This is a genomic window from uncultured Chloroflexus sp. (assembly GCF_937951745.1).
Classification (GTDB): Bacteria; Chloroflexota; Chloroflexia; order Chloroflexales; family Chloroflexaceae; genus Chloroflexus.
In genome coordinates this window covers 22120-28967 of record NZ_CALFBQ010000050.1, presented here as the reverse complement: position 1 = coordinate 28967, position 6848 = coordinate 22120, and the positions used below count along the sequence as shown (strand labels likewise).

The window sequence follows — 6848 nt, the reverse complement described above, 5'->3', positions numbered from 1 at the left end:
CGCACGTGGTCCTTTCAGCCATTGGGTGTGTGTGGAGCGCGGCGGACCCACCCCGTCCCATCCCGAACCGGGTCGTGAAACGTCGCAGCGCCGATCCTACTGGCGGCTCTCCGCTGGGAACCTAGGTCCACGCACCCGACCGATGAACACCGTCCGTAACTATTATTAGTTGCGGACGGTGTTTATGTTTGCTTCACCTGATCCGTCGCTGAATGCTGTCGCGCGAAATATACCATTGGGTACGCAGTTCAAGTGGCCAATATTGGCATTCAGTATCTAATTCACGTAATGTCTGGCGATCACCAATCCATGCCAATGCCTCTATTGCTTTACGTCGCAGATAGATAGGGTCTGGGGCGTTCACCGGTGTGTCGAGCCGAAAGTCTCCAACGCTAAAGCGTGGCAGTTGTTGCCGCCAGAGGGCAAGCTCTTCAATAAACTGTTTAATCGTTAGCGTATCATTCCCCTCGCTACTGATGATAGCGATCGTGCGCTGGGCCACTTCTCTTCCCATCCAAGCAAGTGATTGCAAGGCGCGCGCTTTGACATTCTGGCTTGGATTCGTGATCAACAGTTTGATGAGCCATTCGATAATAAACGGCTGGTTCATACGTAGACGGCCAACAAGATACGCTAGTTGTTGAGCGGCTGGATTGGGCATGCTGCGTTTGTAGCGAATCAGTGCGGCAATTAAGGGCGCGACATATTCTGCATCAAATAAGGTAAGCGCATCGGCTGCTGACCACATTGTGTCAATCCAGTCGTCACTGATTTTTGTGCCGGACGTATCGGTAGGATGAGTAATGATCCGCAGTAAGACGCGCGCGTCACATGACTGTTGCGCTGGTGATGTGCTTACATCTGCTAGGGCAAAGGCGGCAATGGCACGTTCGTGCGGGAGTGGCGATGTCATCAGTCGGTGGCGTAGTTCCTGCCTTCCCCCTTCACCTTGTAACCAGCAATGCATCAGTTCAATAAGCGGGCGATCGTCACGGAGTTGTTTGAGCGAGATAGTGTCTCGATCAAATGCTTCTTTTGCTTGAGAGGGGTTCCGCTGACGACGAAAGTCAGGCAGATAGAGATCACGGAGCGCGCGGGCAGCCGCGATACGCACATTGGTATATTCGTAGCGCAGGCCGTTGCTCGTTTGGCGCACCTTGGTCAACAAGTATCCGGCGCAATTGCTGGCGAATTTGAGGATGATTGATTTTGCCAAGGGTGCTGACGAGCAATTCACGCCGCTCCGCGCTCGGTTCTCGTTGTTCATTGACATGAACGAGGCAATTGTCGATCAATTCATTACGCAATGTAAGCGGCACTAACTGAAGTTTTTCATCAGGCAATGCCTCAAGACAGCGGGCAGCCAGCACTGCAACTCGGTGGTTGCCATTGCGAAGAGAGCTAGCGATGCAACTGAGCAATTCGTCGGGTTTATCGAGCAGACTGGCCAGCGCATAGAGAACGTCTTCCCACCAACGTTGGCGTTCAACATCAGCGCACAACGCGACAATGTCAGCTAACCGTTGTTGGCGATCGGGTGCGCGATAGAGCGCCTGCGCCGCGCAGTAGGCAGCGACAGCCTGATTGGTAAAGCGAATGTCGCGTTGGCCGGCAATAGTAATGAGCTGGGTATTGCTTAATTGGCGAAACAGATCTTCGAGACTGTAGTCGCGATTGCGTCGCGCTGCAGCGAGGATCGTGAACAATTCACTGATCGAGAGATAATCGCTCATATTCCAGCGTATGTGCCACGCGATAGAGTAGAGGCTTTCGCGGGCGACATCACCCATCTGGTACCGCTGATCGAGATCACGGAGTTCTTGGGTGAGAAATTCATCAATGATGTGGTAATAGGTGACCGGACGCTGATTGGTGTCAGAGAGACGATTAACGATCAACTGCAGCATGCGCGGGTCGCTGGCGAGATGGTAGAGGCGATAATCTCTCATTCGCTCGAGGAGCGTGCGCGCGCGCCGGTGATCACGTTGGCGAATGTGGGCGACGATGGTTGATTCATCGAGGGGTTGAATAGCTAGCATCTGCGCTTGATGTTCGAATGTCAGCGACGCAAAGGTTTGGGGTGCTGCGACAACGAATATTTGATCAGGTAAGCGTGCGCGGAACGTGTTCAGATCACGAATGAGATCTTTCCAGTGCGATTCGGCAACTTGCTCAAGATCATCGAGCAGGAACGCAAGGCGCGGGCGTTGGGTGTTGCGGCTAAATGAACCGTAGAACAGACGGTCGAGGGTATCGGCGAACGCTGGATGCTGAAGGCGTACCTGTTCGACGATGTGATGATGGAGACGCGGCTCGCCGCGTGCCTGTTCGTAGCCGGCAAGGGAAATAAGTACGCCAACCGGGGCATTGATGTCAAAGAGCGCGTTACGGGCAAGATCGTAACAAACGCGGCGGAGGATCGTCGTTTGGCCGGACTGATGTGAGCCGGTGAGAGCGATGAATGGGGGCGAGTCGCTTGTGTGGCTAGTGATCAGTTTTATTAGTGTATCGCGCGTTGAGCTAGGTTGAGGGGCGTTTTCGGGCCGGCGGTAGAGAAATTGCCAATGTTGGCCGTAGGGTATCTCGAGGCAACCAACATCAATGTATTCATTTCCGGCCCAGCGTCTGATCTCATCTTGCTGCAAGACCCATTCGATATAGCTGAGCAGAACGCTCGGTTGGAAAAGGCGACCGCTACTAAGGCGGGTGTACAGAACCGGTGTACTCCAGCCAATCGTATCTGGCCGATAGATCCGCCGGCGGGCGGTGGCCACCGCAAGATCAATGAGGCCGTGGCGCAGCAGCATCTCGGTGAGGTGCTGGGTGAAAGCTCGTGCAAGCTCGATGGCCACTAAGCGTTGCATCGCGAGCACGGCTGGAATGCCGCTTTCGGCTATCAGGCGAACAGCCAGATTGCTGAGAGGTGCTTGGAGATCGACGGTGGCGCTGTTGCACGCTACCAGCACGATCAATACCGGTTTGTGCGAAGCTGGCAATGTGGCTAACACACGTGCTAGTTCTTTCCCATCGAAGAGCCGGCCTCGTCGTTGCGGTCCGTGTTCGAGCAAAAGGCGGGTTCCGTGTTGGGGCAGAAAGAGTGCATGGCCTAGATACAGGACGACATCGAAGCCGCGTTCGCGTTCGTTGGACAAGGAACCACGCTCAAGTGCAGCTTGCAGCGCGGTTTCTTCGGCGATAGGCAGTATCTCGAAGTTGAGTTGGCCGGTATCAACGAATGGACGGAAACGCTGGCGAAAATCTTGTTCGGTGGCTTTGCGGTCAAATGCAGATAGGCCCCACCGCTCAAGATCACTCGGTTCGCTAAGGATCAAGAGCATACGGATCGGGCGATGTTCAATCGGGTCGCTGAGCGGAAATTGCTCGCTGTCAACGTAGCATGAAAAGAGGATATGATCGCTGGTGGAAACAGGAAGAGGCCGGCTCTGACTGTCGGGGGCGGGCAGATGGAGCAGTGCCCAAGGGATCGCTTGGAGTTCACCATCGAGCGGGTCAAGCGCAAGTCGGAGGCGGAGCGGTTCTTGTTGTTGCAATGCGATTTGCCGGGCAACGTGAAATGCATGGCCTAACCGGCCCGGAAAGAGCCGGCGAAACAATTCTTGACCGTACCGGCTGATGGCGTCCGGGTCGGTTGTTTCTGGCGGAGGGAGGTTAAAAGCCACCTCTTCGGTTGACACTAGCCGGCGGCCATCGCCAAATTCAAGCTCGATGATGTAAGCGCTAGAAGTACCGGGCCGGCGATCTTGTCGTCGTGGCCGGACAAGTATGTTTGTGCGGCGCTCCATACGTTTTGCTCCATGGAGTTGGTTCAGATTGCATTATAGTGTAGCATTAAGAGGGCTATGAGGGCGTAAGGAATGAGCAAATGACGATGCGAGCAAGGCATGTTATACTGTGATTGTGCGAAATATCACAGTGCCGGAAGAGGAGCAGCATGAGCAAGATCATTGCACCAGAGTGCGAGTGGCCGCGTTTGATGGCGCAATTGCGAGCGGCAGCGCCAGAAGCGTTCAATGCTGATGGTCACGTGCTCAATTTGATCGAAGGGGTGTGGGGTTGGCCGGGACATGGCAAGCACTACAGCACGGCGATCGACGGCAGTGAGTTAGGGCGGATGCCAATGATCGATCTCGAGACGGCCAAGCGAGCGGTGCGGTTTGCGGCGCGCGAACACGAAACATGGTCGCAGGTTGATCTCGACGAGCGGCGCCGGCGGGTGAGCGAAGCATTGGCCAGTTTGCGTCAGCAGCGTGATCTGATCGCCTACTTGCTCATGTGGGAAATTGGTAAGCCATACCATTTGGCGTGCGATGATGTCGATCGCTGCATTAGCGGCGTGGAGTGGTACATTGAGCAGATCGAATGGATGATGAACGGTCGCCGTCCGCTCGGTCTGATTTCAAACATTGCTTCGTGGAACTATCCCTATTCGGTGTTGATGCATGCAGTGCTGGTGCAAACGCTGGCTGGCAATGCGGTGATTGCTAAGACGCCTTCAGATGGAGGATTGTTTGCTTTGACGCTTGGGTTTGCTATCGCGCGGCGAGCAGGATTGCCGGTCTCGTTGGTGAGCGGATCGGGCGGCGCGCTGAGCGATGCGCTCGTGCGCAATGCTGACGTAGCCTGTTTAGCATTTGTTGGCGGTAAGACGAATGGACGTGATATTGCCGCTTCGCTTTACGACCGCAACAAGCGTTATATGCTCGAGATGGAAGGCGTCAACTGTTACGGTATCTGGGATTTCTCGGATTGGCCGAATCTCGCACAGCAGATCAAGAAAGGGTTTGCTTACGGGAAACAGCGTTGTACTGCCTACATCCGCTATGTCGTGCAGCGGCGACTCTTCCCCAAGTTTCTCGATATATATCTGCCAGTGTTGAAGAGTTTGCAGATCGGTAATCCCGTCTTAGTGGATCGACCCGGCGATCCGCTGCCCAAGCTCGATTTTGGCCCTTTGATCAATGCGAAGAAGGTGGAAGAGCTGCGCGTGCTCTACAGCGAGGCACTCGGTGCTGGGGCAATTTGCGTATATGAAGGTGAACTGAATCCGGCGTTATTCCTGCCTGACCAAGACATTTCGGCTTATATGGCGCCGATTGCCTTGCTGAACGTACCGCGCAACTGCCGGTTGCACCACAACGAGCCGTTCGGTCCGGTTGATACGATTGTGATTGTTGATAGCATTGATGAGCTGATCAGCGAGATGAACATCTCGAATGGCAATCTCGTTTCGTCAATCGCGACCGACGATCCGAAATTGGGGCAGATGATCGCGAGCGAGCTACGTGCATTCAAGGTTGGAATCAACAAAATGCGCTCGCGTGGCGATCGCGATGAGGTGTTTGGCGGGATGGGCGCGTCGTGGAAGGGGTGCTTTGTCGGTGGGAAGTATTTGGTTGATTCGGTGACCGTTGGCGCGCCGGGTGAGCGGTTGTACGGGAATTTCCCTGACTATACGCTATTGCCGGAGCAACGGTGAGGCGCCGAACAGGTGCAAAGGTATTATAGACAGGACATGGTCATCACCGTTGATGAGACGAGCTTTGCGCTGCACAATGCCTTCTCGGCCCCTTATGCGATCGATGTCTGTGCAGTGACCAAGCGTTATACAACGCGCACCGGTGTGGTGCAGGCGCTTGCCGGTGTCGATGTGACGGTGGCTGCGGGCGAGGTTGTGGCGCTCGTTGGGCCAAGCGGGTGCGGGAAAAGCACACTGTTGCGGATCATTGCCGGCCTAGAGCAGCCAGATGCTGGCGGGGTGCGGTTGTTTGGCTTATCACCAGCGCAAGCGCGGCGCGAGCATCGGTTTGGGATCGCGTTTCAGGCTGCGGCTCTGCTCGAATGGCGCGATGCGGCAGCGAATGTGGCCCTGCCGCTCGAGTTGGCTGGTTGGCCGCCGGTCAAGCGCGCCCGGCGGGTAGCTGAGCTGTTGGCGCGGATGGGTTTGAGTGACGCGGCAAACCGCTTGCCACGGCAGTTGTCGGGCGGCATGCAGCAACGGGTGGCGTTGGCGCGCGCCTTGGCACTGGCGCCGCAGGTGCTGTTGCTTGATGAGCCATTTAGCGCGCTCGATGAACTAACCCGTGAGCAGTTGCAGGGCGAGCTACTCGATCTGTTGGCGACGATCGAGCCGGCGCCAGCGGTGTTGCTGGTAACGCACAACCTTGCCGAGGCAGTGTTGTTGGCTGATCGGGTGGTTGTGCTCAGCCGGCGACCGGCGCAGGTGTTGGCGGAGGTGCCGATTGATCTGCGGCGACCGCGCCGGGCCGAATTGCGCGATGACGAGCATCTGCACCGGCTAGTGGCCGAGGTGCGGGCTGTGTTACGGAGCGATGGTTAATCAGTCGTCATTTCGTAATGGTTCTCACCCCAGACCCTCTCCGGCGCGGCGGGAGAGGGGAGCGGATAGACCATCTGATCCGGAACCCGGCCCGTCAGGGCCAGACTAGGGGTACGAAGTCCGCTGCGCGGGCTGAATCGTCACGAAAAGATACAGAAGGCACAGAAACTATTAAGATGTTTTGCATCGTTTGTGCATCTTTGAGGTTATTCTGCTCGGTGGTCATCACCTCAGCCCTTCTCCGGCACGGCGGGAGAGGGGAGCGAAGAGCCAAGCATTGAGGCATTGCACAGCGATCAACGGTTATGATCAACCAAATTCTTTCCGCTCCTCTCCCCCCATACGGGAGAGGAGCGCTGTTTTGGGCGGAATGAGATGGCGTTGATCCGGTCATAGCCAATAACGCAAGGATTGCTTGCCTAACGATGATCGAGTGTGTTATACTGCCTGCATCACCCCCTCCCCCGGGGGAGGGGGTATGCCAAACTGG

General features: G+C 56.0%; 4 protein-coding genes and 1 rRNA gene. 3 read left to right on the top strand and 2 right to left on the bottom strand.

Annotation, left to right across the window (positions count from 1 at the left end; translation table 11 throughout):
• Nucleotides 1-23: 23 nt before the first annotated feature.
• A 5S ribosomal RNA gene (gene rrf, locus Q1A59_RS12740) occupies nucleotides 24-138 on the top strand.
• Nucleotides 139-193: 55 nt separating this feature from the next.
• On the opposite strand, the gene Q1A59_RS12735 is transcribed toward rrf, so the two are convergent.
• On the bottom strand, nucleotides 194-913 hold the full coding sequence (locus tag Q1A59_RS12735; RefSeq protein WP_299645085.1) for a hypothetical protein: 720 nt from the start codon (nucleotides 911-913) through the stop codon (nucleotides 194-196).
• A 169-nt stretch (nucleotides 914-1082) separates the two neighbouring features.
• On the bottom strand, nucleotides 1083-3803 hold the full coding sequence (locus tag Q1A59_RS12730) for a CHAT domain-containing protein (protein WP_299645084.1): 2721 nt from the start codon (nucleotides 3801-3803) through the stop codon (nucleotides 1083-1085).
• A 149-nt stretch (nucleotides 3804-3952) separates the two neighbouring features.
• Here Q1A59_RS12730 and Q1A59_RS12725 point away from each other — a divergent pair, with 149 nt between their 5' ends.
• On the top strand, nucleotides 3953-5497 hold the full coding sequence (locus Q1A59_RS12725) for an aldehyde dehydrogenase family protein (RefSeq protein ID WP_298403509.1): 1545 nt from the start codon (nucleotides 3953-3955) through the stop codon (nucleotides 5495-5497).
• A gap of 36 nt (nucleotides 5498-5533) precedes the next feature.
• The gene (locus Q1A59_RS12720; protein ID WP_299645083.1) at nucleotides 5534-6358 is read left to right on the top strand and encodes an ABC transporter ATP-binding protein; all 825 of its coding nucleotides are present in this window, start codon (nucleotides 5534-5536) and stop codon (nucleotides 6356-6358) included.
• The last annotated feature ends 490 nt before the right edge of the window (nucleotides 6359-6848 follow it).

Bases quoted from the DNA above. Each gene is read 5' to 3' on its own strand.
- Q1A59_RS12735 (WP_299645085.1), bottom strand. From the start codon at position 913: ATGACATCGCCACTCCCGCACGAACGTGCCATTGCCGCCTTTGCCCTA.
- Q1A59_RS12730 (WP_299645084.1), bottom strand. From the start codon at position 3,803: ATGGAGCGCCGCACAAACATACTTGTCCGGCCACGACGACAAGATCGC.
- Q1A59_RS12725 (WP_298403509.1), top strand. From the start codon at position 3,953: ATGAGCAAGATCATTGCACCAGAGTGCGAGTGGCCGCGTTTGATGGCG.
- Q1A59_RS12720 (WP_299645083.1), top strand. From the start codon at position 5,534: ATGGTCATCACCGTTGATGAGACGAGCTTTGCGCTGCACAATGCCTTC.